This is a genomic window from Streptomyces sp. L7, from assembly GCF_050990935.1.
Classification (GTDB): domain Bacteria; phylum Actinomycetota; class Actinomycetes; order Actinomycetales; family Microbacteriaceae; genus Leifsonia.
The window spans coordinates 1,547,507-1,571,860 of sequence record NZ_CP194644.1; the positions used below are offsets into that span (position 1 = coordinate 1,547,507).

General features: G+C 71.3%; 24 protein-coding genes. 16 read left to right on the top strand and 8 right to left on the bottom strand.

Annotated features, from left to right (window positions below; genetic code table 11):
• Positions 1-121 precede the first annotated feature (121 nt).
• A complete protein-coding gene (locus ACR5MH_RS07870) occupies positions 122-772 on the top strand; it encodes an endonuclease/exonuclease/phosphatase family protein (protein WP_433862620.1) in 651 nt (216 codons plus the stop codon).
• Between the two features lie 58 nt (positions 773-830).
• Positions 831-2,276 (top strand): lipase maturation factor family protein, encoded by a 1,446-nt coding sequence (locus ACR5MH_RS07875; RefSeq protein WP_431346731.1) that lies wholly within the window; start codon positions 831-833, stop codon positions 2,274-2,276.
• A 7-nt stretch (positions 2,277-2,283) separates the two neighbouring features.
• Here ACR5MH_RS07875 and ACR5MH_RS07880 read toward each other — a convergent pair whose 3' ends face one another.
• Positions 2,284-2,562 (bottom strand): hypothetical protein, encoded by a 279-nt coding sequence (locus ACR5MH_RS07880; RefSeq protein ID WP_433862473.1) that lies wholly within the window; start codon positions 2,560-2,562, stop codon positions 2,284-2,286.
• 436 nt (positions 2,563-2,998) lie between these two features.
• Positions 2,999-3,394, bottom strand: coding sequence for a DUF7144 family membrane protein (locus ACR5MH_RS07885; RefSeq protein ID WP_431346733.1), 396 nt, complete (start codon positions 3,392-3,394; stop codon positions 2,999-3,001).
• A gap of 93 nt (positions 3,395-3,487) precedes the next feature.
• On the opposite strand from ACR5MH_RS07885, the gene ACR5MH_RS07890 reads away from it, so the two are divergent.
• Positions 3,488-3,820, top strand: a complete 333-nt coding sequence (locus ACR5MH_RS07890; protein ID WP_431346734.1) for a DUF1905 domain-containing protein — start codon at positions 3,488-3,490, stop codon at positions 3,818-3,820.
• Positions 3,821-3,824: 4 nt separating this feature from the next.
• Here ACR5MH_RS07890 and ACR5MH_RS07895 read toward each other — a convergent pair whose 3' ends face one another.
• From ACR5MH_RS07895 to ACR5MH_RS07905, 3 genes are all read right to left on the bottom strand, one after another.
• Positions 3,825-4,754, bottom strand: coding sequence for an MBL fold metallo-hydrolase (locus ACR5MH_RS07895; RefSeq protein WP_431346735.1), 930 nt, complete (start codon positions 4,752-4,754; stop codon positions 3,825-3,827).
• A 168-nt stretch (positions 4,755-4,922) separates the two neighbouring features.
• Positions 4,923-5,918, bottom strand: coding sequence for a type I glyceraldehyde-3-phosphate dehydrogenase (gene gap, locus ACR5MH_RS07900; protein WP_431346736.1), 996 nt, complete (start codon positions 5,916-5,918; stop codon positions 4,923-4,925).
• A 258-nt stretch (positions 5,919-6,176) separates the two neighbouring features.
• Complete coding sequence (locus ACR5MH_RS07905) at positions 6,177-7,133, bottom strand: GlxA family transcriptional regulator (RefSeq protein ID WP_431346737.1); 957 nt, start codon at positions 7,131-7,133, stop codon at positions 6,177-6,179.
• A gap of 53 nt (positions 7,134-7,186) precedes the next feature.
• On the opposite strand from ACR5MH_RS07905, the gene ACR5MH_RS07910 reads away from it, so the two are divergent.
• On the top strand, positions 7,187-8,542 hold the full coding sequence (locus ACR5MH_RS07910; RefSeq protein WP_431346738.1) for an MFS transporter: 1,356 nt from the start codon (positions 7,187-7,189) through the stop codon (positions 8,540-8,542).
• 10 nt (positions 8,543-8,552) lie between these two features.
• Here ACR5MH_RS07910 and ACR5MH_RS07915 read toward each other — a convergent pair whose 3' ends face one another.
• Positions 8,553-8,813, bottom strand: coding sequence for a hypothetical protein (locus ACR5MH_RS07915; RefSeq protein WP_431346739.1), 261 nt, complete (start codon positions 8,811-8,813; stop codon positions 8,553-8,555).
• A gap of 86 nt (positions 8,814-8,899) precedes the next feature.
• On the opposite strand from ACR5MH_RS07915, the gene hpaH reads away from it, so the two are divergent.
• The 7 genes from hpaH (at position 8,900) to ACR5MH_RS07950 (ending at position 16,636) form a co-directional block, all read left to right on the top strand.
• Complete coding sequence (gene hpaH / locus ACR5MH_RS07920) at positions 8,900-9,685, top strand: 2-oxo-hept-4-ene-1,7-dioate hydratase (RefSeq protein WP_433862474.1); 786 nt, start codon at positions 8,900-8,902, stop codon at positions 9,683-9,685.
• Positions 9,670-10,482, top strand: a complete 813-nt coding sequence (locus tag ACR5MH_RS07925; protein ID WP_431346741.1) for an HpcH/HpaI aldolase family protein — start codon at positions 9,670-9,672, stop codon at positions 10,480-10,482. The genes hpaH and ACR5MH_RS07925 overlap by 16 nt, the downstream gene beginning before the upstream one ends.
• Before the next feature lie 79 nt (positions 10,483-10,561).
• The gene (locus ACR5MH_RS07930; protein ID WP_433862475.1) at positions 10,562-11,995 is read left to right on the top strand and encodes a fumarylacetoacetate hydrolase family protein; all 1,434 of its coding nucleotides are present in this window, start codon (positions 10,562-10,564) and stop codon (positions 11,993-11,995) included.
• Entirely contained in the window at positions 11,977-12,708 is a 732-nt protein-coding gene (locus ACR5MH_RS07935; RefSeq protein ID WP_431346742.1) for a GntR family transcriptional regulator, read from the top strand. The genes ACR5MH_RS07930 and ACR5MH_RS07935 overlap by 19 nt, the downstream gene beginning before the upstream one ends.
• Before the next feature lie 78 nt (positions 12,709-12,786).
• Positions 12,787-14,283 (top strand): 5-carboxymethyl-2-hydroxymuconate semialdehyde dehydrogenase, encoded by a 1,497-nt coding sequence (gene hpaE, locus ACR5MH_RS07940; protein ID WP_431346743.1) that lies wholly within the window; start codon positions 12,787-12,789, stop codon positions 14,281-14,283.
• Between the two features lie 13 nt (positions 14,284-14,296).
• Entirely contained in the window at positions 14,297-15,370 is a 1,074-nt protein-coding gene (gene hpaD, locus ACR5MH_RS07945; RefSeq protein WP_433862476.1) for a 3,4-dihydroxyphenylacetate 2,3-dioxygenase, read from the top strand.
• Positions 15,371-15,517: 147 nt separating this feature from the next.
• On the top strand, positions 15,518-16,636 hold the full coding sequence (locus ACR5MH_RS07950) for a hypothetical protein (RefSeq protein WP_431346745.1): 1,119 nt from the start codon (positions 15,518-15,520) through the stop codon (positions 16,634-16,636).
• Between the two features lie 4 nt (positions 16,637-16,640).
• Here ACR5MH_RS07950 and ACR5MH_RS07955 read toward each other — a convergent pair whose 3' ends face one another.
• On the bottom strand, positions 16,641-17,132 hold the full coding sequence (locus ACR5MH_RS07955; protein ID WP_431346746.1) for an isochorismatase family protein: 492 nt from the start codon (positions 17,130-17,132) through the stop codon (positions 16,641-16,643).
• Between the two features lie 89 nt (positions 17,133-17,221).
• Here ACR5MH_RS07955 and ACR5MH_RS07960 point away from each other — a divergent pair, with 89 nt between their 5' ends.
• From ACR5MH_RS07960 to ACR5MH_RS07980, 5 genes are all read left to right on the top strand, one after another.
• Positions 17,222-17,662 carry a (deoxy)nucleoside triphosphate pyrophosphohydrolase gene (locus tag ACR5MH_RS07960; RefSeq protein ID WP_431346747.1) on the top strand — a complete coding sequence of 147 codons (441 nt, stop codon included), beginning with the start codon at positions 17,222-17,224 and terminating at the stop codon, positions 17,660-17,662.
• Positions 17,659-18,693 carry a zinc-dependent alcohol dehydrogenase family protein gene (locus ACR5MH_RS07965; RefSeq protein ID WP_431346748.1) on the top strand — a complete coding sequence of 345 codons (1,035 nt, stop codon included), beginning with the start codon at positions 17,659-17,661 and terminating at the stop codon, positions 18,691-18,693. The genes ACR5MH_RS07960 and ACR5MH_RS07965 overlap by 4 nt, the downstream gene beginning before the upstream one ends.
• A 230-nt stretch (positions 18,694-18,923) precedes the next feature.
• Positions 18,924-20,012 carry an IS30 family transposase gene (locus tag ACR5MH_RS07970; protein WP_433861815.1) on the top strand — a complete coding sequence of 363 codons (1,089 nt, stop codon included), beginning with the start codon at positions 18,924-18,926 and terminating at the stop codon, positions 20,010-20,012.
• A gap of 197 nt (positions 20,013-20,209) precedes the next feature.
• Positions 20,210-20,815, top strand: a complete 606-nt coding sequence (locus ACR5MH_RS07975; RefSeq protein ID WP_431346750.1) for an HD domain-containing protein — start codon at positions 20,210-20,212, stop codon at positions 20,813-20,815.
• A gap of 22 nt (positions 20,816-20,837) precedes the next feature.
• Positions 20,838-21,836 carry a 3-methyladenine DNA glycosylase gene (locus tag ACR5MH_RS07980; protein ID WP_433862477.1) on the top strand — a complete coding sequence of 333 codons (999 nt, stop codon included), beginning with the start codon at positions 20,838-20,840 and terminating at the stop codon, positions 21,834-21,836.
• Here the strand turns inward: ACR5MH_RS07980 and ACR5MH_RS07985 are convergent.
• The gene (locus ACR5MH_RS07985; RefSeq protein WP_433862478.1) at positions 21,727-24,096 is read right to left on the bottom strand and encodes a penicillin-binding protein; all 2,370 of its coding nucleotides are present in this window, start codon (positions 24,094-24,096) and stop codon (positions 21,727-21,729) included. The two genes, ACR5MH_RS07980 and ACR5MH_RS07985, sit on opposite strands and share 110 nt — an antisense overlap.
• Positions 24,097-24,354: the final 258 nt, after the last annotated feature.

Here is a 24,354-nt window from a genome sequence, read left to right on the forward strand (position 1 = left end):
GGATGCGACCGGTCCTCGTTGTGCAGCATGATGGTGGGGCCACAATGAGCGGAGACCGGGCGTCGCCCGGCAACGCTACGACGCGAGGAGGTGCGGGGCCCTGAGGATCATCAGCTACAACCTGCGCAAGCACGCCGCCGGTCACGAACTCGAGGACATCGCCAAGACGTACGACGCCGACGCGCTGTGTCTGCAGGAGTGCGACAGCGAGGCGCTCGCGCCCCGCCTGCACGACCTCCAGCTCGCCGACACCACCAAGGCCAACCGGCTCGGCCTCGCCGTCTACGTGCGCGACGAGCGCTGGGAGGTGCTGGACACGCAGGTCTTCGCCGTGCAGAAGTCCCTCCACGACCGCGTGCTCGCCCCCGCCAACGAGCGCCTGCTCGCCGCCCTGCTTCGCGACCGCGACTCCGGCGAGCGCGTGCTGATCGGCTCATTCCACGCCGCGCCGCTCACGGCCTCCAACTCGTTGCGTCGCAAGCAGATCGCCGCCGCCCACGAAGGGATGCGCTCGCTCGCCCCGGATACGCCGGCGATCATGGTCGGCGACTTCAACTACCCGTGGTTCATCCGCGGGCTGGAGCGGCATCTGACCACGTCCGGCTACACGCTCAAGCGCACCGACGAACCGACCTACCTCCGATACAAGTTCTTCAGCGGGTACTTCGACTTCGTGACCTCCACCGGCTTCGATGTGGACCGGGTGGACGTGCTCCCTGCCGGCGCGTCGGACCACCGGGCCATCCGGCTGGACGCAGAGCTGGCGGCCTAGTCCTCACCTCCCGATCCGGCGTTCGCCCGCGGCCCCGGCGAGCGTACGGTGAGGTCCGATGAGTGCGCTGGGCTGGCTGGCCGGGACCGAGTACACGATCGCGCGGGAGATCCTGCAGCGCGGCGTGGCGGCCCTCTACGTCGTGGCGTTCCTCTCGGCCGTCGCGCAGTTCCCCGCGCTGCTCGGCGAGCACGGCCTGCTGCCGGCGCCGCGCTTCCTGCGGTCGACGTACGCCCGGCGGCAGCCGACGCTGTTCCGCTGGAGGTACTCGGACCGCCTGCTGCGCGCCGTCGCCTGGACCGGGGCCGCGCTCGCGGCGCTCGTCGTTGTCGGCGTCCTTCAGCTCACGCCGTCGTACGTGTTCGTGCCCGTGTTCCTGATCGTCTGGTTCCTGTACCTCTCGATCGCGAACATCGGCCAGACCTTCTACGGCTTCGGCTGGGAGAGCCTGATCTGCGAGGCCGGCTTCACCGTCGCCTTCCTCGGGTCCGGGGACACCGCTCCCCCGATCACGATCGTCATCCTGGTGCGCTGGCTGGTGTTCCGGCTGGAGTTCGGCGCCGGGATGATCAAGATGCGCGGCGACCGGTCCTGGCGCGACCTGACCGCGCTGTACTACCACCACGAAACCCAGCCGATGCCGAACCCGCTCAGCCGCACCGCGCACCTGCTGCCGAAGTGGTGGCACCGCGTGGAGGTGCTCGGCAACCACTTCGCGCAGCTGATCGTGCCGTGGCTGCTGTTCCTGCCGCAGCCGGTGGCGAGCGCCGCGGCCGCGTTGGTCATCCTGACCCAGCTCTGGCTCGTCGCGACCGGCAACTTCGCCTGGCTCAACTGGATCACGATCGTGCTCGCCTTCGCGGGCGTCAGCGACGGCGCGTGGCGGTGGATCAGCGGCGGCGCGATCCACGTCCGGGTCGGCGCGGCGGACGTGCCGCTCTGGTTCGCGGTCGTCGCGCTCCTGGTGAGCGCCTTCCTGGTGGCGCTGAGCTGGTGGCCGCTGCGGAACCTGTTCCGCCGGCGGCAGTTGATGAACGCGAGCTTCAACCGCTGGCATCTGGTCAACGCCTACGGCGCGTTCGGGAGCGTGACGAAGGAGCGCTACGAGGTGGTCGTGGAGGGCACGGCCGACGACCCGCACGACCCCGGCGCCGAGTGGCGCGAGTACGGGTTCAGGGGCAAGCCGGGCGACCCGCGGAGGCTGCCGCGGCAGTACGCGCCGTACCATCTACGGCTGGACTGGCTGATGTGGTTCCTCGCGCTGGGCTCCCGGGACTCGCCGTGGTTCGAGGTGTTCCTGCTGCGGCTGCTGGAGGCCGACCGGCCGACCCTGCGGCTGCTGCGGCTCGACCCGTTCGGCGGCCGGGCGCCGCGATCGGTGCGCGCCCGGATGTTCCTGTACCGGTTCGCGACGCACGCCGAGAAGCGTGCGACCGGGGACCGGTGGGTGCGCACGGAGGTGGGGACGCTGGTGCCGCCGGTGGCGCTGCGCGACGGCGGGTGAGCGGCCCTCAGTACCCCGTGCGCTCCTCCTGCAGCCGGGCCAGGTCGCGCCAGATCAGCAGCTTCAGCCGCCCCGGCTTCTCCCGCTCGTAGTCGGCCTTCAGCGCTTCCACGCCCGAGAACGCGTCCAGCCCGGCCTCGATCGCCCGGCCGACATCGTCCCAGGCGTCGACCCGGCCGCGCTCGACCAGGGCGAGCAGTTCTTCCTCCGAGTCGGCCTTCGCTCGCAGCGCGCTCGCCAGCGCGACCGCCGCGTCGCGGCGCAGCCGCAGGTTCGCCACGTCCACGTCGCGGTAGTCGTGCGGGTGGGTGGCGTCGCCGCGGAGGCCCTGCGCCGCCTCCAGGTCCGCGTCGATCCGTCCGGCGGCCTCCCCTGCTCGGAGGCGAGTTCGCGCAGCAGGTGCGCCGCCTCGCCTGTGTGCCGGGCGGCGTCGAAGTCGTTGCCGTACTGCAGCGTATCGACCACGATGTGGTTCTTGACCGCCATCCGGGTGGCGTATTCCGCCAGGAGCATACCTTCGTCGACGGTCTGCTCCAGCGTCGGCGCGGCGGGCTCCGGCAGCGCGTCCTCGTCGAAGGGACGCGTGCGCACGGTCTTCACCGTGCTCTTCCTGAGCCAGTTCGGCCAGCGCATGGCCACAGCCTTTCGGGTCGGTCGGGGACGCCGGGCGTCGGCGCCACCTCCCATTCTGTCCGATCGCGCCGACAGCTCGGCGCGATCGGTCAGCCGCGGCTCGCGAAGAACGCGTTGGCACGCTGCGTGTAGAGCAGCGAGAGCATGACGATGGCCCAGAGGATCTCCAGGATCCCGCTGAAGAACTGGAGGCTGAACAGCAGGAGGACGCCGCCGATAGCGTTGAGGATCATGACGACGGTGACGAGCCCGCGCGCGAACCGGCTGCCGTTCAGGAGGCCGCGGGCGACGACGAGGATCACGATCCCGAGGATGATCGCTAGGATCGCGGAGGTGATGAGCCCGGCCTGCGCGCCGGAGTTCGACGCACGCGCCATCTGGTCGCGCGTGAACAGGATGATCACGCCGCCGACGAGGTTGAGGACGCCGTTGATGTAGGCGAGCACGGCCACGAATGTGACGGTGCCGGGGCGGGTGACGGACATGGCTCCTCCTGACGGTCGGTGTGAGGATAGCGCCGCGGATGCCGCACGGGGCAGGGGCGATGCCGGTCGGTTTCGGTCGGGCGCGTGCGCGCGATGTCGGGGGTCGGTGGCAGTGTGGAGGTCATGTCCGGCGTGCGCTACGAGTTCGAGACGGAGCTGTTCCGCTGGGAGGCGCGGCGCGACCTCTGGGTGTTCGCCCGCCTGCCCGACGACATCTCGGAGGAGATCCGCCTGCAGCCGCACCCGCCCGCCGGCTGGGGCTCGGTCAAGGTGATGGTGACGCTCGGCGGATCGCGCTGGTCGACGTCGGTGTTCCCGGAGAGCGCGGACGGGGCGTACGTCGTGGCGATCAAGGGCGACGTGCGTCGGCGCGAGGGCGTCGGGCTCGGCGACCGGGTGACGCTCGGCGTGGAGACGCTGCTGTAGTCGCTCACGCCCGTCGGGCGACGTACTCCCGATGCTGAGCCGTCTGCCGCAGCGCGGAGAGCAGGGTGAATCCGGCGAGCGCGTCCCAGCCGCCGGTCCAGGTCAGGGTGCGCGCCGCCTCCCACACGGTGCCGCCGGGGTGGGCGGCGACCTCGTCCGCGCGGCGGAGGTGGTGAACGGCGAGGGCGGCGCAGCGGTCGCGCAGGCCGGTGAACGGGTCCTCGTGGCCGGGGAGGGCGCGCAGTCCGCCGCGATCGAGCCGCGCGACCCTGTCGAGCGATTCGAGGTAGTCGGCGATCGGGTTAGTGGCGGTGGGTCCGCCGAGCCCCAGACCGGAGTTGACCGTCGGCAGCACGTGGTCGCCCGTGACGAGAAGGCCGGCCTCCTCGTCGTGCAGGCAGAGGTGGCCGTCGGTGTGGCCGGGCGTCCCGACGACGCGGAGGCGGCGGCCCGGGAGGTCGAGCAGGTCGCCGTCCGTCAGCACGCCCGTGATCACGGCGTCCGCGAGCTGCGCCGCCGGACCGGCCGGCACGGCGGCGGCGGCGAGGAGTTCGGGGCGGCGCTCGGCCGGGACGCCCCACGCCTCCAGGTCCGGCGCCGGGAGCCCGGCGGCGATCAGCCGGAGCGCCGCCCGCTCGCGCTCGTGGACGAGCACGGAAGCGCCTGTCTCGGCCGCCAGCGCCGCGGCGCCGCCGGAGTGGTCGGCGTGCAGGTGGGTGAGCACGATCGCGGCGACCGGGGTTTCGCCGAGGGCCGTCCGCAGCGTCTCCTGCGCCTCCGGGGTCGGCGAGCCCGGGTCGATCACGTGGGCGCGGCCGTCCGCGTCCTCGATCAGGTAGGCGTTGCTGAACGGGAGGCCGGTGCCGGGCGGCATGGGGACGCGCACGCGACGGACGCCCGGGGCGATCGCCTCGGCGGCGGCGGTGGAGGGCATCCCCACACGCTAGCCGACAACGCCGCGGCGGGCGGGCCGGCCCGGCGACGATCCGCCGCGACCGCCCACCGGCGGCAACGGTTCGGAGCGACAGCCCGGCCCCTGCCCGCCGCAGGCGAACGGACCGCGTCCCGGCGAGGGACGCGGTCCGTTCTGGCACTCCGGGTGTCAGCCCGCGAGCAGTCCCAGCGTGTCGACCACGCGGTTGGAGAAGCCCCACTCGTTGTCGTACCAGGCGACGACCTTCACGTGACGGCCGTCCACGCGGGTGAGCTCCGAGTCGAAGATCGACGACGCCGGGTTGCCGGTGATGTCGGAGGACACCAGGGCGTCCTCCGAGTACTCCAGGACGCCGGCGAGGGGACCCTCGGCGGCGGCCCGGTACGCGGCGAGCACGTCGTCGCGGGTGACGTCGCGGGCGACGACGGTGTTCAGCTCCACGATCGAGCCGACCGGCACGGGCACGCGGATCGAGTCGCCGGACAGCTTGCCGTCCAGTTTGGGGAGGACCAGGCCGATCGCCTTCGCCGCGCCGGTCGTGGTCGGCACGATGTTGACGGCGGCGGCGCGGGCGCGGCGCGGGTCGCGGTGCGGGCCGTCCTGCAGGTTCTGCTCCTGCGTGTACGCGTGCACCGTGGTCATGAAGCCGTGCTCGATGCCGGCCAGGTCGTCCAGGACCGCGGCGAGGGGCGCGAGCGCGTTCGTGGTGCAGGAGGCGTTCGAGACGATCGTGTGGACGGCCGGGTCGTACGCGTCGGTGTTGACGCCGTAGGCGAGGGTGACGTCCGCGCCGTCGGCGGGGGCGCTCACGAGGACCTTCTTCGCGCCGGCCTCCAGGTGGGCGCGAGCGGCGGTCGCGGACGTGAACCGGCCGGTGGACTCGAGCACGATGTCCACGCCGAGCTCGCCCCATGGGAGCTGCGCCGGCTCGCGCTCGGCGAGCACGCGGATGCGGCGGCCGTCGACCACGAGGACGTCCCCATCGACGGAGACGGGACGGCCGAGGCGACCCCCGGTGGAGTCGAAGGCCAGGAGCTTGGCGAGCGCGGCCGGCTCGGTCAGGTCGTTGACGGCCACGACCTCCAGGTCGCTGTCGCGCTCCAGAAGGGCGCGGAGGACGTTACGGCCGATGCGGCCGAAGCCGTTGATGGCGATGCGGGTCATGCGGAGGGGATCCTTTCGTTCGCTGACAGCCTCGCCGCCGTGGCGCCCCGCCGCCAGGGGCGCGATCGTCACGGTTCGAAAGGATCCCGCCAGCGCAGCCCCGCGCGAACGTTCGCCTCGAATGTCTCGAATCCCGCGACCATTGCGCACATTCGTGACGAATCACGACCTGCACATTCGGCACGAATGTGGACTGTGACGCCGCGAAACGCGACATTCGGCGCGAATCGCGGCCGCGGCCCCTCAGCCGGCGGCGCGTCAGCCTGCGTCACCGCTGAACGTGCGCCGGTACTCGCTCGGCGTCGTGCCGAGGATGCGCTGGAAGTGCAGGCGCAGGTTGGCGCCGGTGCCGAGCCCCACGTCCGCCGCGATCTGCTCGACGCTGAGTTCCGAGCGCTCCAGCAGCTCGCGCGCGACGTCGATGCGCGCCCGCATCACCCACTGCATGGGCGTGTAGCCGGTGTCCTCCACGAACCGGCGCGAGAACGTGCGCGGCGAGACGGCGGCGCGGCGGGCGAGCACCTCCAGTGTGAGCGGGTCGCCGAGCCGGTGGAGCGCCCACTCGCGGACCGCCGCGAACCGTTCGCCGAGCGGCTCCGGCACGCTGCGCGGGACGTACTGCGCCTGTCCCCCGCTGCGGTACGGCGCGGCGACCAGGCGGCGGGCGGCGTGGTTGGCGGCGGCGATGCCCAGGTCGCCACGGAGGATGTGCAGGCAGAGGTCGATCCCGCTGGCGGCTCCCGCGGACGTGAGCACATCGCCCTCGTCGACGAAGAGCACGTTCTCGTCCACCCGGATCAGCGGGTAGCGGTGCGCGAGCGCGCGCGTGTAGTGCCAGTGCGTCGTGGCCCGCTTGCCGTCGAGGAGTCCGGTCGCCGCGAGCGCGAACGCCCCGGTCGAGATCGCGGCCAGCCGTGCGCCGCGCGCGTGCGCCGCGAGCAGGGCCTCCACCACCGCGGCCGGAGGGTCCTCACGGTCGGGATGCCGGTACCCGGGCAGGAACACGATGTCCGCCCACTCGAGCGCCTCCAGGCCGTGCGCCACGTGGTACGAGAGGCCGTCCCCGCCGGTCACGAGCCCGGGGGCGGCCCCGCAGACGCGGACCTCGTAGGGCATGCTCGCCCGGGTGGTGAGCACCTGCGCCGGGATGCCGACGTCCAACGGCTTGGCGCCCTCCAGGACGAGGACAGCGACGCGATGAAGAGGGTCGGGCACGGGATCAGGGTAGCGGGGTGCCGGGGCCCTACGCTGAGCCCCATGGAGAAGTCGTGACGCCCGCCGAGCGGATCCTCGCCGCGGACGAGGCCCTCCGCCGCCGGGCTCAGCGCCGCACGCTCGGCGTGGTGGTCGCCAGCCAGGTCCTCGGCGGCGCCGGGCTCGCGGCCGGTGTCACGGTCGGCGCGCTGCTGGCCCAGCAGCTTGTCGGCGCCGACGCGCTGGCCGGCCTCCCCGCCGCGCTCTTCACCCTCGGCTCGGCGGGCGCGGCGTTCATCGTGGGCAGGATCAGCCAGCGCCGCGGACGCCGCGTCGGGCTGGGCCTCGGCTTCTTCGCGGGCGGCCTCGGCGCGCTCGGCGTGGTCGTCGCAGCGGCGATCGGGAGCGTTCCACTGCTCTTCGTCGCGCTCCTCGTCTACGGGGCCGGCACAGCAACGAACCTGCAGGCGCGCTACGCCGGATCCGATCTCGCGGCCCCTTCTGCCCGCGGAACCGCGGTGAGCGTCGCCCTCGTGTCAACGACCGTCGGCGCGGTGGCCGGCCCGAATCTCGTCGCGCCGATGGGCTCGGTCGCCGTCGCGCTCGGCATCCCCGCGCTGGCCGGGCCGTTCCTGCTCGCGGCGGCGGCCTATCTCGCCGCGGGACTCGTGCTGTCGCTGCTGCTGCGGCCCGACCCGCTGCTGCTCGCGCGCAGGCTGGCGGCGGATGCGGAGGCGGCGGCCGTCTCGGCTGCTGCCGCGGAGGCGGCTCCCACGGCCGACGCGCAGAACGAGCCCACGTCGACGCCCACCTCCCCTACCTCCCACGCCTCCCCCACCTCCCCCGCGTCCCAGGCCTCCCCGCTCGGCCGCGGTGCGATCGTCGGCGCCGCCGTGATGATCCTCACCCAGATCGCGATGGTCGCGATCATGACCATGACGCCCGTCGAGATGCGCGCGCACCACCACGACCTGTCGGAGGTCGGCGTCGTCATCGGCATCCACATCGCCGCGATGTACCTGCCGTCCCCGCTGACCGGCCTGCTCGTGGACCGCGTCGGCCGCATCCCGATGGCCATCGCGGCCGCGGTGACCTTGCTCGCCGCCGGGATCGTCGGCGCCGTCGCACCCGCTGACTCGCTCGGGCTCCTGGTGCTGGCCCTCGCCCTCCTCGGCCTCGGCTGGAATTTCGGCCTGATCTCCGGCACGGCCCTGGTCGTGGACGCGACGACGCCCGCGAACCGCGCCCGTACGCAGGGCACGATCGATGTGCTGATCGCACTCGCCGGCGCCGGCGGCAGCGCGATGTCCGGGGTCGTCATGGCGAGCGCGGGCTACGCCCTGCTGTCGATCGCCGGCGGCCTGCTCTCGGCCCTGCTCGTTCCGGTGGTGTTCTGGGCCATGCGGCAGCGAGGCACCGCCCAGGCCTGACTCGACCGGACTACTCGCTCGCCGCCGTCGCGAGCCGGGTGATCCACGGGTTGAACACCCGGACCCGGAACGGCTCGAAGTCGCGCGAGTTGCGCGTGACCAGTGTGAGATTGCCGACCTCGGCGGTCGCGGCGATCAGCGCATCCCGCTCGGGCCGCGGATCGGGCACGCGATATCCGGCGAGGCCTGCGACTTCCCCGTCGACCGGCAGGATGCGCTCGGCGAAGACCATCATCACGTCGTCCTGCCATCGCCGCAGCACGATTCCCACGAGCCAGTCGTCGCCGGATGATATACGATCCTGAACGGGTCCTCCGGGCCCGGATGACGCCCTCCGACGATGACAGGGAGCCGCCGATGCTCGACACCTCCACCATCCACGCGATCGCGGACGAGCTCGCGGACGCCGAGCGCGAGCGCACGACGGTCCCGCTGCTGTCCGCCCGCCACCCCGGCATGACGGTGGACGACGCCTACGCCGTGCAGCGCGTGTGGGTCGAGCGCGGGCTCGCCGCCGGGCGCCGGCTGGTCGGGCGCAAGATCGGGCTGACGTCGAAGGTGATGCAGCAGGCGACCGGGATCACGGAGCCGGACTACGGGGCGATCTTCGCGGACATGATCCACGAGACCGGGGCCGTCCTCCCGTTCGACCGCTACTCGAACGTGCGGATCGAGGTCGAGCTCGCCTTCGTGCTCGCCCAGCCTCTGGAGGGACCGGACGCCACGCTGTTCGACGTGCTCGACGCGACGAAGTACGTCGTCCCCGCGCTGGAGATCCTGAGCTCCCGCATCGAACTGGACGGCCGCACCATCGTCGACACCATCTCCGACAACGCCGCGATGGGCGGCATGGTCGTCGGCGGCCGGCCGGTCGCGGTGGACACGGTGGACCTGCGCTGGGTGGGCGCGCTCCTGTACCGCAACGAGACCATCGAGGAGTCCGGGGTCGCGGCCGCGGTGCTCGACCATCCCGCCGCCGGCGTCGCCTGGCTCGCCAACAAGCTCGCGCAGCACGGCACCCGGCTGGAGGCCGGGGACATCGTCCTCGCCGGCTCGTTCACCCGCCCGCTCTGGGTGGAGCGCGGCGACACCATCCACGCCGACTACGGGACCCTGGGAGCCGTGACATGCCGATTCAGCTAGAGCCGACCCCGACCTTCGCCGACCGCCTCCGCGCGGCCGACCGCACCCTGTACGGGATGTGGTCCTGCGCGGGCAGTCCACTGGTCGCGGAGATCTGCGCGGGCAGCGGCCTCGACATCCTCCTGATCGACGGCGAGCACTCCCCCGTCGGGCTGGAGTCGATCCTGGCGCAGCTCCAGGCCGCGGCCGCGTACCCCGTCGTGCCGGTGGTGCGCGCGCCGATCGGGGATGCGGTGATCCTCAAGCAGCTCCTCGATCTGGGGGCGCAGAACGTGCTCGTGCCGATGGTGTCCAGCGTGCCGGAGGCCGAGGAGATGGTGCGGGCGGTGCGGTATCCGCCGCGCGGCGTCCGCGGCGTCGGCAGCGCACTGGCACGGTCGTCGCGCTGGAGCCGCATCCCGGATTATCTGGCGCGCGCCGATGAGTTGGTGTCGCTGACCGTGCAGATCGAGACGACCGACGGGTTGCACGCGGCGGCGGCCATCGCGGCGGTGGAGGGCGTCGACGCGCTGCTCGTCGGCCCGGCGGACCTCGCGGCGTCGATGGGGCTGCTCGGGCAGCAGGACCACCCGGAGGTGGTCGCCGCGGTCGAGAGCGTCATCCGCGCGGGGCGGGAGGCCGGCACGCCGGTCGGCGTCAACGCGTTCGACCCGGCGATGGCCGCACGCTACACGGAGGCCGGGGCGGCGTACGTGCTGGTCGGCAGCGACGTGACCCTGCTGGCGCGGGCCTCCGAGGGGCTCGCGGCGCGATTCCTCGGAGGTGCGGAGGGCGGCAGGGCCCCGGCGTCCTCCTGACACCCTTCCGCACGGTTTCCAGATCGTATACAATCTCGAATACGTTCCATTCATCCCCGACGGCGAGGAGAACCGAGCTGTGAGCGACATCGGTCGGCCCGGCAAGATCATCGCGGTGCACCTCAACTACCGCTCCCGCGCCGCGCAACGCGGCCGCACCCCGGCGCAGCCCTCCTACTTCTTCAAGCCGGCCTCCTCGGTCGCCTCCTCCGGCGACGCACTCGAGCGCCCGGCGGGCACCGAGCTCCTCGCGTTCGAGGGCGAGGTCGCGCTGATCATCGGCCGGCCCACCCGCCGGGTCTCCCCCGACGAGGGCTGGTCCGCCGTCTCCGGGATCACCGCCGCGAACGACTTCGGCCTCTACGACCTGCGCGCGGCCGACAAGGGCTCGAACGTGCGCTCGAAGGGCGGCGACGGCTTCACCCCGCTCGGCCCCGCGATCATCCCGGCCGGAGCCGTCGACCCCGCCGCCGTGCGGGTGCGCACCTGGCTGAACGACGAACTGGTGCAGGAGGGCACGAGCGACGACCTGCTCTTCCCGTTCGGCCGGCTGGTCGCCGACCTCTCGCAGCTCATGACGCTGGAGCCCGGCGATGTCATCCTCACCGGCACGCCGGCCGGCTCGTCGGTCACGCAGCCGGGCGACACGGTGGAGGTCGAGGTCGACGCGCCGACCGCGCCCGGTGCTCCGACCTCCGGAAGGCTGGTCACGCGGATCACGGAGGGCACGGTGCCGTTCGGCGACTTCGGGTCGAGACCGAGCGTGGACGACCTGCAGCGCGCGGAGGCTTTCGGCACTCAGCCGACACCGTCGTTCGAATTGACCGACGACCTGCGCGCCCGACTCGCCTCCGTCTCGACCGCCACTCTCAGCTCCCAGCTCCGCAAGCGCGGGCTGAACGCGGTCTCCATCGACGGCCTGACCTCCACCCGGCCCGGCACCCGCGTTGTCGGCACCGCGCGGACGCTCCGCTACCTCCCCGGCCGCGAAGACCTCTTCGCGTCGCACGGCGGCGGCTACAACGCCCAGAAGCGCGCGTTCGACGCGGTCGGCGCCGGCGAGGTGCTCGTGATCGAGGCCCGCGGCGAGCGCGGCAGCGGCACCGTCGGCGACGTCCTGGCGCTCCGGGCGCAGGTGAAGGGGGCCGCCGGGATCGTGACCGACGGCGGCGTCCGCGACTTCGCGGAGGTGGCCGCCCTCGACATCCCGACCTACCACGCCGGCCCGCACCCGGCGGTGCTCGGCCGCAAGCACGTGCCGTGGGACGCGGACGTGGCGATCGCCTGCGGCGGCGCGACCGTGCTGCCCGGCGACGTCATCGTGGGCGACGCGGACGGCCTCCTCGTCATCCCGCCGGCTCTCGTGGCCGAGGTCGTCGCGGATGCGGTCGAGCAGGAGCGCGAGGAGCAGTTCATCGCCGAGATGGTGCGGGCCGGCGAGAAGGTCGACGGGCTGTTCCCGATGAACGCCGCCTGGAAGGAGAGGTACCGGGCATGGCTGACGCAGCAGTGAAGGCAGCGGCGCCGGCGAAGGCCGCGGCGCCGGGCACATCCACGACCCCGGGCACGTCCGCGACGCCGAGCAAATCGCAGCTCGCCTACGACTTCATCCGCGCGCGCATTGACGACGGTCGCTTCGTGTCCGGGTTCCGCCTCGTCCTCGGCCAGATCGCCGGGGAGTTGAACGTCAGCGTCGTGCCGGTGCGGGAGGCGATCCGGCGGCTGGAGGCGGAGGGGCTGGTCACGTTCGAGAAGAACGTCGGCGCCCAGGTCGCCCTGCTCCACGACGCCGAGTACGCCTACACGATGGAGACCCTGGCGCTCGTGGAGGGCGCGGCCACCCGGCTCTCCGCCCCACTGCTGAACGGCGACCGTCTCCACCGCGCCCGGACGATCAACCGCGAGCTGATCGCGTGCCTGGACGACTTCATCCCGCACCGCTTCACCGAGCTCAACCAGCGGTTCCACTCCGTGCTGTTCGAGGAGTGCCCGAACCCGCACATCCTCGACCTCGTGCACCGCGGCTGGAACCGCCTGACCGTGCTGCGCGACTCCACCTTCAGCTTCGTGCCCGGCCGCGCGCGCGAGTCGGTGGCCGAGCACGAGCAGATCCTCCGGCTGATCGAGACCGGCGCGGACCCCATCGACATCGAGCTCGCCGCCCGGGACCACCGCCTCGCGACCCTGGACGCGCTCCAGCGCTATCAGGCCGAACGCCAGCACTGACCGACACAGCCCGTGCTGACCGACACACCCCGTGCTGACCGAGACCCAGCACCGACCGAACCACCGAGGAGGCAGCGCATGCCGCAGCACCACATCCCCACTGATCTTCCGGCGAAGATCCAGCACTTCATCGACGGCACGTTCGTCGACAGCGTCTCCGGGAAGACGTTCGAGGTGCTCGACCCGGTGTCCAACGAGACCTATGTCCACGCCGCGGCCGGTCAGAAGGAGGACATCGACCTCGCCGTCGCCGCCGCCAAGCGCGCATTCCGCGAGGGCCCGTGGCCCCGGATGAAGCCGCGCGAGCGCGCCCGCGTCCTGAACCGGATCGCCGACGCCGTCGCCGCGCAGGACGCCCGGCTCGCCGAGCTGGAGACCTTCGACACCGGCCTCCCGATCACGCAGGCGCTCGGCCAGGCGCAGCGCGCGGCCGAGAACTTCCGGTTCTTCGCCGACCTGATCGTGGCCCAGGTCGACGACGCCTTCACTGTGCCGGGCAGCCAGCTCAACTACGTCAACCGCAAGCCGATCGGCGTCGCCGGGCTCATCACGCCCTGGAACACGCCGTTCATGCTGGAGAGCTGGAAGCTCGCCCCCGCGCTGGCGACCGGCAACACCGTCGTGCTCAAGCCCGCCGAGTTCACCCCGCTTTCGGCGTCGCTGTGGGCGGAGATCTTCCGCGAGGCCGGCGTTCCGGACGGTGTCTTCAACCTGGTCAACGGACTCGGTGAGGAGGCGGGTGATGCGCTGGTGAAGCATCCCGACGTCCCGCTCATCTCCTTCACCGGCGAGAGCAGCACCGGGCAGCTCATCTTCGCCAACGCCGCGCCCTTCCTGAAGGGGCTGTCGATGGAGCTCGGCGGCAAGTCCCCCGCCATCGTCTTCGCCGACGCCGACCTGGACGCCGCGATCGACTCCACCCTGTTCGGCGTGTTCTCGCTGAACGGCGAGCGTTGCACCGCGGGCTCCCGCATCCTGGTCGAGCGCGCGATCAACGACGAGTTCTGCGCGCGGTACGCCGAGCGAGCGAAGCGCATCGTGGTCGGCGACCCGCACGACCCGAAGACCGAGGTCGGCGCGCTGGTGCACCCCGAGCACTACGACAAGGTGATGAGCTACGTCGAGCTCGGCAAGCAGGAGGGCCGCCTTCTCGCCGGCGGCGGCCGTCCCGACGGGATCGACCACGGCAACTACATCGCACCGACCGTGTTCGCCGACGTCGCACCCGACGCGCGCATCTTCCAGGAGGAGATCTTCGGCCCGGTCGTCGCGATCACGCCGTTCGATTCCGAGGCCGAGGCGCTGGAGCTCGCCAACGGGGTGAAGTACGGCCTCGCCGCGTACCTCTGGACCAACGACCTGGCTCGCGCCCACACCTTCGCCCAGAACGTGGAGGCCGGGATGGTGTGGCTCAACTCGCACAACGTCCGCGACCTCCGCACCCCGTTCGGCGGGGTGAAGGCCTCCGGTCTCGGGCACGAGGGCGGCTACCGCTCCATCGACTTCTACACCGACCAGCAAGCGGTCCACATCACGCTGGGCCCGGTGCACACGCCGCGCTTCGGCGCCGAATGACGAAGGAGTCAGCATGAGCACTCCCATCCCCACCCCCGCCTCCGCGCCGCCGGACGTCGTCCGCGCCGCGTACATGGAGCTCGTCGTCACCGACCTGCAGGCCAGCCGCGACTTCTACGTCGACGTCCTCGGCCTCCACGTCACCGAGGAGGACGGGGACGCCGTCTACCTGCGCAGCCTGGAGGAGTTCATCCACCACAACCTCGTGCTGCGGAAGGGCCCGGTCGCCGCCGTCGCCGCGTTCGCGTACCGGGTCCGGACCCCGGAGGACCTCGACCGTGCCGTCGCGTTCTACACCGAGCTCGGCTGCCGGGTCGAGCGCCGGGCCGAGGGCTTCACGAAGGGCGTCGGCGACAGCGTCCGCGTGGAGGACCCGCTCGGCTTCCCGTACGAGTTCTTCTACGAGGTCCAGCACGTCGAGCGGCTGACCTGGAGCTACGACGTCCACTCCCCGGGCGAGCTCGTGCGCATCGACCACTTCAACCAGGTGACTCCGGACGTGCCGCGCGCGGTGAAGTACATGGAGGACCTGGGCTTCCGGGTGACCGAGGACATCCAGGACGAGGCCGGCACCACCTATGCCGCCTGGATGCGCCGCAAGCCGACCGTGCACGACACCGCGATGACCGGAGGCGACGGCCCGCGCATGCACCACGTCGCGTTCGCCACCCACGAGAAGCACAACATCATCGCGATCTGCGACAAGCTCGGCGCCCTCCGCCGCAGCGACGCCATCGAACGCGGCCCGGGCCGGCACGGCGTCTCCAACGCGTTCTACCTGTACCTGCGCGACCCCGACGGCCACCGCGTCGAGATCTACACGCAGGACTACTACACCGGCGACCCGGACAACCCGGTCGTGACTTGGGATGTCCACGACAACCAGCGCCGCGACTGGTGGGGCAACCCGGTCGTGCCGTCCTGGTACACCGACGCTTCCCCGGTGCTCGACCTGGACGGCAACGTGCAGCCGCTCACCGCGCGCACCGACGACTCGGAGATGGCGGTGACGATCGGCGCGGACGGGTTCTCGTACACGCGCAAGGACGACACCGAGCACGGGTTCAAGCTGGGGGCGCAGCTGTAGCGGCCCGCGCGGTCGCGATCGCGTCGTTGAACCGGTGGAACTCGTCCTACCACGAATCCACCAGTCCCCAGCGGCCCGCTCACGTTTACGCTGGGTGCTGTCAACGCCGATTCCCGACGCCGACGCCCGGATGATCGGAGCGGAACCATGGGATGGAGATTCAAGAACCTGACGACGGCGACCTCGGGGGCGCCGAACGCGGTGTACCAGCCGACCGCGTGGCTGTTCGCGCAGTTCACGCGGCACGTCGTGTTCCAGGGCTACAACCCCCTCACGGGTGGCGACGGCCAGCTCTACGAGCTGTACTGCAGCGCGAGCGACGACTGGAACGTCAAGAACCTCGTCTCCGAGGCGGGAGGCGCGGCCGCCGCGACCAACTCCAACGGCTACATCTGGGCGTACCAGGGCTCGCAGCACGTCGTGTACCAGGGCCAGCGGTTCGACGGCCATGTCCACGAGCTCTGGTACACGGAGGACGACGGCTGGAACGCGAACGACCTGACGAACGCCGCCGGGGCCCCGCTCGCCCTCTCGCAGCCGTACGGATACGAGACGTACTACGACGGCACGCAGCGGGTCGTCTACCAGGCCCGCGGCGGCGGTCACATCCACGAACTGAGCAACTCCGGGGACGGCTGGCACGACCTCGACCTGACCGCGGCGACCGGGGCCCCGCCCTGCGCCCCCGACGCCGCGCCGACCGGGTACTCGTTCGAGGACCAGCAGACCGCACACGTGCTGGTGCGCACCGAACTGGGTCACCTCCTGGAGTTCTGGAGGGACGCCACCGCCTGGCACTGGGGCGACCTCACGGCCGCCACCGGCGCCCCGGTCGTGAGCGACGCCGAGACCGTCACCGGGTACGTGTTCCGCGGCCAGGGCACGCAGCACATCGACTACGTCGGCGGCAACGGCCACCTGCAGGAGCTGTGGTGGGACACGACCGGCTGGCACCACGTCGATCTCTCGGCCGCGGCGGGCGCGGTGACGCCGTACCCGACCTCCAGCCCGGCAGGCTACGCGTTCGAGGCGGGACTGTTCCAGCCGGTCGCGACGCAGCACGTGATCTTCACGGGCCACGACAACTTCGTGCACGAGCTCTGGTGGCGGGAGGGCGTCTGGCACACGAACGACATCGGCCCGCTCGTCGGCGCCCCGGCGATCGTCGGCGACCCGGTCGCGTTCGTGGAGGTGGACGAGGGGACGCAGAACGTGTTCTACCTGAGCGACGCCCACGAGATCATCGAGCTGCGCTGGACGCCGTGAGGATTCAGAACTCCACGTCCGCCGCCGGAGCCACTACGAACTCCTGCCCCGGATACCGCAGCCCCGAGAAATAGCGGTTGGTGTGCGCGACGATCTGCTCGGCGCTGATCGTCACGCCCTCCCACTCCGCGTCGGTCGTCGTGTGCGCGTCGCCGACGAGCACGACGTCGTAGCCGCGGACCGCCGCGCTCTGGGTCGTGGTGCGGATGCAGAAGTCCGTCTGCGCGCCGGCGACGACCAGGCGAGTGGCGTCGAAGGATTCCAGCACCTCGTCCAGGTCGGTGCCCGCGAACGCGTCCCGGTACTCCTTGCGGACGAGCGTCTCGCCCTTCGCCGGAACCAGGCCGTCGGCGAGCCGCCACGGGGCGCTCTCCCACGGGAGGTCCTCCGCTTCGTGCTGCACCCAGACGACCGGTGTGCCGGCGGCGCGCGCCCGGTCGACCAGCGCAGCGGTGCGGGCGACCACGCCGTCGGCGTCGAGGCAGCCGGGGAGCACCCCTTCTGCAGGTCGATCACGAGCAGGACGGTGGGGTACGAGTCGGTCACGTGACCATCCTGGCATCACGGACGCGGCAGGATGGGACAGTGACCTCTTCGAGCCGGACCCTGCAGGTCGTCGCCGCTGTGATCGTGTGCGACGGCGCGGTGCTCGCCTGCCGGCGGGCCGCGCACAAGGACTCCGCGGGGCGGTGGGAGTTCCCCGGCGGCAAGGTGGAGCCGGGCGAGACGCCGGAGGCGGCGCTTGCGCGGGAGCTGCGCGAGGAGCTCGGCGTCGACGTCAGGGTGGGGACGCTGCTCGACCGCTCCACGACCGGCGCCGTCGACCTCGCCGGCTACGCGACCGCCCTGGTCGGTGCGGCGCCCATCGCCTCCACCGACCACGACGCGCTGGAGTGGCGGGGCACGGACGACCTCGCCGGGCTCGACTGGGCCGAGGCCGACCGGCCGCTCGTCGCGCTGCTCTCCGGGCTCGGTGCGGAGGGGCTGGCCGCGGCGGTCGCGGCGCGTGAGGAGGAGACCCGATGAAGGCGCTGCACTACGAGACGTTCACCGGCCCGGTCGCCGTCGGCGACCTCCCCGCACCCGAATTGCCGGACGGCGGTGCGCTGATCCGCGTGGGGGCCTCCGGACTGTGCCGCAGCGACTGGCACGCCTGGGCCGGCCACGACGACTCCGTGCGGCTGCCGCACGTCCCCGGCCACGAGTTCGCCGGGGTCGTGGAGGCGGTCGGCGCCGGCGTCGAGAAGTGGCGGCCGGGCGACCGGGTCACGGCGCCGTTCGTGAACGGCTGCGGCCGATGCCAGTGGTGCCGGTCAGGTCAGGCGCAGGTCTGTCCGGACCAGACCCAGCCGGGGTTCACGCACTGGGGCTCGCACGCCGAACTGGTGGCGGTGCGGGCGGCCGACCTCAACCTGGTCGCGATCCCGGACGGGCTCCCCGACGCCGCGGCGGCCGCGCTCGGCTGCCGGTTCGCGACCGCGTACCGTGCGCTGACCGCGCGCGCCGGCGTCCGGTCGGGCGAGTGGACCGCTGTTTACGGTGCGGGCGGCGTCGGGCTCAGCGCGATCGTCATCGCCCGTGCCCTCGGCGCCCGGCCGATCGCGGTCGACCGGTCGGCGGCCGCGCTCGAGACCGCGGCACGGCTCGGCGCCGAGCACACCGTCCCGGCCGGACCCGACGCGCCGGCGGCCGTCGCCGAGTTCACCGGGGGCGGCGCGCACGTCTCGGTCGACGCGGTCGGTTCCGCGGAGACCGCGACCGCGAGCGTCCTGTCGCTGCGGCGGCGCGGACGGCACGTGCAGATCGGCCTCCTGGCCGGCGGAATGCCTGTGCTGCCGCTCGACCGGGCGATCGCCTGGGAGCTGGACATCCTCGGCAGCCACGGGATGGCGGCCGCCGACTACCCGGCGATGCTCGCGCTCGTGGCGTCCGGCGCCCTCCAGCCGGAATTGCTGGTGGGCCGCACGGTCGGCCTGGCGGAGGCCGCACGCCTGCTCCCGCTCGCCGAGACGGTGCCCTCCACCGGTATCACGGTGCTCGACCCGACTCTGCCCTAGCAGCGGCGCGCACACGATTCGTGACGAATGTCGCGTTTCGCCGCGGTGAGTTCCGGCGGTGAGTGCAACACCCTTCGTTTTGGTGAGGGGTTGGGATGGGTTCGCATTCGTCGTTAGAGACTCGCGTTGCGGCGCTTGGGTTGTTGGTGGAGGGCATTTCCGCTGCGGGCGTGGGCGGCTGGTTGGGGTTGCCGCCGGGTCGGGTGGAGCGGTGGGCGAGGCTTGCTGGCATGAAGTTTGAGCCGGGGAGTCGTTCGGGTTTGTTGCGTGTCGGGCCGCCGGGGGTGGTGGGCGCGGCCACTGGTCACGGGCGTCGATTGTCGTTGGCGGATCGGACTCTGATCCAGACGGGGCTGGCGCAGGGGTTCTCGATGCGCAGGATCGCCGCCCTGGTCGGGGTGTCTGCCTCGACGGTGTCGCGGGAGGTCGCCCGGTCGAGGTGGTTGCATCGGGGGCAGTGGCAGTATGAGGCGGGAGTGTCGCATCAGGTCGCCGCGCAACGGCGGGCCAGGCCCAAGCGGCGCAAACTGGACCGGCATCCGGTGTTGCGGGCTGCGGTGGTGGAGCAGTTGAACGACCGGTTCTCCCCGCGACAGGTCGCGGGTCGGCTGCCGCACTTGTTTCCGGGGCGAGAGGATATGCGGGTGTCCTCCGAGACGATCTATCAGGCCCTCTATGTTCAGGGCAAAGGCGCGTTGCGGCACGAGCTGACCGTGGTCAAAGCGTTGCGCTCCGGGCGGAAGGGGCGCATCCCGCAGTCCAAGCTGCCGCGGCGCAGCAACCGGCCCTGGCTGGAGGGAGCCCGGATCAGTGAGCGACCAGCGACGGTCGCCGACCGCGCCGTTCCCGGGCACTGGGAAGGCGACCTCGTCGTCGGCCCCGGCAACTCCGGGATCATCACCCTGGTCGAACGCTCCACCCGATTCGCCCTCCTAGGCCGGCTGCCCGGAACGCGAGACTCCGCCACCGTGATCGACCGGCTCACCGAAATGATCCAACAGCTGCCCGCCGCTCTCTTCAACACCCTGACCTGGGACCAAGGCACCGAAATGGCCGAACACGCCCGATTCACCGTCGCTTCCGGCTGCCCGGTATTCTTCGCCGACCCGCACTCACCCTGGCAACGCGGCAGCAACGAGAACCTCAACGGGCTGATCCGGGACTTCTATCCCAAAGGCACCAACTTCAACACCATCACCGACACCGACCTCGCCGAAACCCAACGACTGCTCAACATCCGCCCACGTCAGACCTTGAACTTCCACACCCCAGCCGAGAAACTCGACGAGCATCTAAAAGGTGTTGCACTCACGAGTTGAAACCACCCGCCGCATTCGCGACATTCGTGACGAATGTCGTGAACGCGATTCGTGACGAATCTCGGCTTACGCCGCGGGATTCGCGACATTCGTGCCGAATCGCGGCGCGGCGGCGGCGGTGGCGGCGGTGGCGAGGTCGGCGGGAAATGGGTGACGCGCGGCAGGATTTGTACGAGACGCCACGGCAGGATGGAGGCATGCGCCTCGCCGACATCGCCGCCCCCGACACCGCCGCGGCACGTGCCGCACTGGAGCTCGCCACCGAGTACCACACGCCGGCCCTGCTCAACCATGTGCTGCGGTCGTGGCTGTGGGCGGAGGGCTTCGCGACCGTGGAAGGGCTGCACGGCATCGACCGCGAGCTGCTCTACGTCTCCGCCGTCCTCCACGACATCGGGATCGTGCCCGCCTTCGACAACCACACCCTCGCCTACGAGGACGCCGGCGGGCACGTCGCGAAGGCGCTCACGGCGGGCGCGGGCTGGCCGCCGGCGCGCCGGACCCGCGCCCACGAGGTGGTCGTGCGGCACAACTGGCCGGAGGTCGACCCGGCCTTCGACCCCGAGGGCCACCTGCTGGAGGTCGCGACCGCGCTCGACATCTCCGGTGTGCGGCCCGACGTGCTGCCGGAGGAGTTCCGGCGGGAGGTGGTCACCTCGTTCCCGCGCCTCGGCCTGGCCGCCCAGTTCACGGCCTGCGTGACCGACCAGGCCGAGCGCAAACCGGACACCGCGGCGAGGCGGATCGTCGATCGCGGGGTCGCGGAGAAACTGCGGCGCAACCCGCTGGAGTCCCTCGGCTGACACGGGCACGTATCCTCGTCTGGTGACCCTCCCGCTCCCCGCCGCCGACTGGCGCGCCCGCGAAGCCGCGCACGCCGAGCGCGCCGACGCGCTCACGGCCGGTCACCGTGCCCGCGCCGCCCGCGGCGAGAAGCACCCGATCGAGGACTTCCTCTTCACCTACTACGCGTACTCGCCGTCCGTGCTGCGCCGTTGGCATCCCGGCGCCGGGGTGGAACTGCTGGAGGCCGAGGGCGAGCCGCGCGCAGCCTGGCGCTGGTACTCCCCCGGCCCGACGCCCGGCGGCCTCGTCGTCGACCGCGCCGCGATGGAGCGGGAGAAGGCGCCGCTGCTGGCGACCATCGAGCGCATCCTCCGATCGACCGCCGCGCGTCCCGGACGGTTCGGCTGTTTCGGCCTGCACGAGTGGGCGATGGTCTACCGGCAGGACGAGCACCGCCACGATGTCCCGCTCCGGCTCGGTCCGGGCGGCACCGACGCCGTGGTGGAGGCCGCCGAGTTGCGCTGCACCCACATCGACGCGTACCGCTTCTTCACGCCGGACGCCGTCCCGCGGAACCGCTTCGCGCCCACGCGCGAGACGCAGCCGGAGCTGGAGCAGCCCGGCTGCCTCCACGCCGGGATGGACGTCTACAAGTGGGCGATGAAGCTCGGCCCGCTCGTCCCGGGCGAACTCCTGCTCGACGCGTTCGAACTCGCCCTCGACATCCGGATGCTCGACATGCAGGCCTCCCCTACGACATGCGGCCGTGGGGCGCGCAGCCCGTGCGCATCGAGACCGTCGAGGGCAAGGCCGAGTACGTGCGCCGCCAGCGCGCGTTCGCCGAGCGGTCGAACGCACTGCGCGAACGGGTGCTCGACGCGTGGCCGGGCGGCCGTCCGGTCACGGCCGCCCGGGACCGGGTCCCGGCTTAGCCGCCGTTACTACCGCCGCCGCCCTTCCCGGTGCCGGGGGTGTTTGTCGGCTGCGGTGTCGGCGCGGTGGTCGGTCCCGGCGTCGCGGTGTTCTGCCCGGAGCTGACCTGGATGGTGATGCTCGATCCGCCGTCCACGGAGGAGCCCGACGGCGGGTTCGTGCCCGCGACGGTCCCGGCCGGCTGACCGCTGGGGACCGGAGTCTGGTCGACGGTCACCGTCAGCCCGAGCCCCTGAAGCAGCGACGTCGCCTGGTCGGGCGTCTTGCCGCTCACGTCGGGCACGGTCACCTGGCTGCCGTACAGCACCGAGTTGTCCGGCTTCGGGAACGAGTCGCCGCCGTAGACGTCGTCGAGCGCCTTCAGGATCGGCTTGGCGATCGAGAACTTGACGTTGCCGCCGCCGATGCCGTCGAAGTCGAGGCTCCGCAGCGGGACGGTGCCCGACACGTTGCCCACCCAGGTGGCCTGGGCGACCTTCGTGGTGGAGGTGATCATCCAGTTCTGCAGCGAGTCGTCCGTCGTGCCGGTCTTGCCCATGATCGGGGTGCCGTCGTACGGGTTCGCGCTGGCCGCGGTGCCGCCGCCGCGCATGACGCCCTGCAGGGCGTAGGTGATGCCGGACGCGATGTTCTTCTGGAGGCCTTGCGTGCAGGTCGACGGGCTCACCTTGTGCGGGGTGCCGTCGGCGTTGATGACCTTGTCGATGGCGATCGGGGTGCAGACCGTGCCCCCGTTGGCGATGCCCGCGTACGCGGTCGCCATCGTGAGCGGCGCGATGTTGTTCGTGCCGAGGATCATCGAGGGGTAGGAGTTGAGCTGCGCGCCGGTCTTGGCGGGGTGAACGCCGAGGCTCTGAGCCGCCTTGAGGATGGAGCAGAGGTCGGTCTTGGTGGCCATCATGGCGAACGCTGTGTTCACGGACTGTGCGGTCGCCGACATCACCGACAGCCGGCTCGCCGAGCCTTCGTCGTTGGACACGGGCCAGGGCGGCCCGGAGACGGTCCCGCAGCTGCTGGAGAAGTCGGACATCGGGAAAGTGTGCTGGGAGGCGTCGATCGTCTCGTAGAGGCTGTGGCCGCCCTCCAGCCAGCCGGCGAGGTCGAACGCCTTGAACGTCGAACCGGTCTGGAAGCCTTGCGAGCCTCCGTACGCCTCGTCGGTGTTGTAGTTCACCGCCGTCGTGCCGGGTTGGGGCTGGTCGGTGTTGTTGAAGGTCTTGTTCTGCACCATCGTGACGATGCGCCCGGTGCCGACTTCAACGGACACGTTCGTCGCGCCGACGTCGATGTCGGGCCGCGAGGACGGGATGTACTTCGAGATCGACTGCTGGGCCGTGGCCTGGAGGTCGAGGTTCAGGGTCGTGTAGATCTTGAGCCCGCCGCGGTTGAGCGTCGCCCAGCGGTCCGCGCTGGTCTTGCCGTACGCCGGGTCGTTGAGGATGACGTCGCGGACGTAGTCGCAGAAGAACGCCGCGTTGACCTGCTGCGCGGCGGCGCAGCCGGAGGTCGACGCCGTGATGGCCGGCTTGATCGGCGTCTTCTTGGCAGCGTCCCGCTCGGCGAGCGAGATCTTGTGGTTGACGTACATCCGGTCGAGGACGTAGTCGCGCCGCGCCTTGGTGAGCTTGTAGCCGTTGGCCGCGCCGTTGTCCTTGTTGTTGGGCTCGTCGATCCGGAGGTTGGAGGGGTTGTTGACGATCGCGATCAGCGTCGCCGCCTGCGGGAGGGTGAGGTTCGACGCGGTGTTGTTGAAGTAGTACTGGGATGCGGCCTGGATGCCGTAGATCTGGCCGCCGAATCCGACGACGTTCAGGTAGCCGAGCAGGATGTCCTGCTTGCTGTACTTCTTCTCCAGGCCCACCGCGTAGCGCATCTCCTGGATCTTGCGCTGCAGGGTCACCCCGGCGGCGTCGTTGTAGCAGGCCTGCACCTTCTTCTGGTCGGTGAGCCCCTCGCAGTGCTCGACCTCGACGTTCTTGACGTACTGCTGGGTGATGGACGAGCCGCCCTGCACATTGCCGCCGATGACGGTGGAGAGGGCACCGCGCACGGTGCCGAAGAGGTCGACGGCGCCCTCGGAGTAGAAGCGCGGATCCTCGGCGGAGGTGGCGGCGTCCTTGGCGACCTGGGAGATGTCGTTCCAGCCCACGTCTCGCCGGTTCTGCGCGTAGAACTGAGCGATCGGGACATCGTTGCCGCCCTGCTTGGCGTACACCGTGGAGTTCTGCGCGAACTGGCCGATGTTGAGGTCGGCGGGCAGCTTGTTGAAGTCGCTGATCCCCGCAGCGGCCGCTACGCCGGCTCCCAGGAAACCCGGAAGAAAGAACAAGGCGGAGAGCACCGCGGCGACGAGCGCGAGCGCCACCCACTGCACGATCGCGGCGTTTCGCGAGCGCGGAGCAGCCAGTTCGAACCGCTTGAGAGGCTCGAGACGCTCGTCTATCGCCTGAAGGCGCGGGGAATTCTGGAATCTGTCCGGGTTGGGCACGTATCCACGCTTCCAGGGTCTGCTGTGGGAGGGGTTGAGACAAGCACTGTACCCCTATGTGGATTTTCAGGAAGAGCGTCTGAAAACGAAATGGCACGACATGCCGTCCCGGCTCTCCGAGACGGCATGTCGTGC

Coding starts and splice junctions, on each gene's coding strand:
- hpaE (WP_431346743.1), top strand. CDS start 12,787: ATGCCGCAGCACCACATCCCCACTGATCTTCCGGCGAAGATCCAGCAC.
- gap (WP_431346736.1), bottom strand. CDS start 5,918: ATGACCCGCATCGCCATCAACGGCTTCGGCCGCATCGGCCGTAACGTC.
- ACR5MH_RS07965 (WP_431346748.1), top strand. CDS start 17,659: ATGAAGGCGCTGCACTACGAGACGTTCACCGGCCCGGTCGCCGTCGGC.
- ACR5MH_RS07970 (WP_433861815.1), top strand. CDS start 18,924: ATGAAGTTTGAGCCGGGGAGTCGTTCGGGTTTGTTGCGTGTCGGGCCG.
- ACR5MH_RS07950 (WP_431346745.1), top strand. CDS start 15,518: ATGGGATGGAGATTCAAGAACCTGACGACGGCGACCTCGGGGGCGCCG.
- ACR5MH_RS07975 (WP_431346750.1), top strand. CDS start 20,210: ATGCGCCTCGCCGACATCGCCGCCCCCGACACCGCCGCGGCACGTGCC.
- hpaH (WP_433862474.1), top strand. CDS start 8,900: ATGCTCGACACCTCCACCATCCACGCGATCGCGGACGAGCTCGCGGAC.
- hpaD (WP_433862476.1), top strand. CDS start 14,297: ATGAGCACTCCCATCCCCACCCCCGCCTCCGCGCCGCCGGACGTCGTC.
- ACR5MH_RS07925 (WP_431346741.1), top strand. CDS start 9,670: ATGCCGATTCAGCTAGAGCCGACCCCGACCTTCGCCGACCGCCTCCGC.
- ACR5MH_RS07935 (WP_431346742.1), top strand. CDS start 11,977: ATGGCTGACGCAGCAGTGAAGGCAGCGGCGCCGGCGAAGGCCGCGGCG.
- ACR5MH_RS07875 (WP_431346731.1), top strand. CDS start 831: ATGAGTGCGCTGGGCTGGCTGGCCGGGACCGAGTACACGATCGCGCGG.
- ACR5MH_RS07895 (WP_431346735.1), bottom strand. CDS start 4,754: ATGCCCTCCACCGCCGCCGCCGAGGCGATCGCCCCGGGCGTCCGTCGC.
- ACR5MH_RS07890 (WP_431346734.1), top strand. CDS start 3,488: ATGTCGGGGGTCGGTGGCAGTGTGGAGGTCATGTCCGGCGTGCGCTAC.
- ACR5MH_RS07885 (WP_431346733.1), bottom strand. CDS start 3,394: ATGTCCGTCACCCGCCCCGGCACCGTCACATTCGTGGCCGTGCTCGCC.